Raw genomic sequence first — 300 nt, forward strand, 5'->3', positions numbered from 1 at the left:
TCGCCACTAATCCATGACACAAGTGCCACTTCATCGTTCGACTTGCATGTGTTAAGCACGCCGCCAGCGTTCGTCCTGAGCCAGGATCAAACTCTCCACAAAAAAATGCTTGTGATCAAGCGATCCCGACCGAAAAGAACAGACTGACGAGAAAAAGAACAACACCCACCATAAAGAGAGGCATTGTTCTTCGTATCATCCATCATTATTATTTTCAGCCAGAAAATATGTACTACTTAGTTCTGGCATCACGAAAAAAACTATTCAAGTACGCTATTGAGTTCTCAAACAACAGGCACA

Annotated in this window: 1 rRNA gene; it reads right to left on the minus strand. The window is 43.0% G+C overall.

The features are described from left to right. A 16S ribosomal RNA gene (locus tag NQ038_RS15225) occupies positions 1 to 102 on the minus strand; the annotation flags it as partial. Between the last annotated feature and the right edge of the window lie 198 nt (positions 103 to 300).

The sequence above is a fragment of the Brevibacterium sp. 50QC2O2 genome (assembly GCF_024580675.1).
GTDB lineage: Bacteria > Actinomycetota > Actinomycetes > Actinomycetales > Brevibacteriaceae > Brevibacterium > Brevibacterium moorei.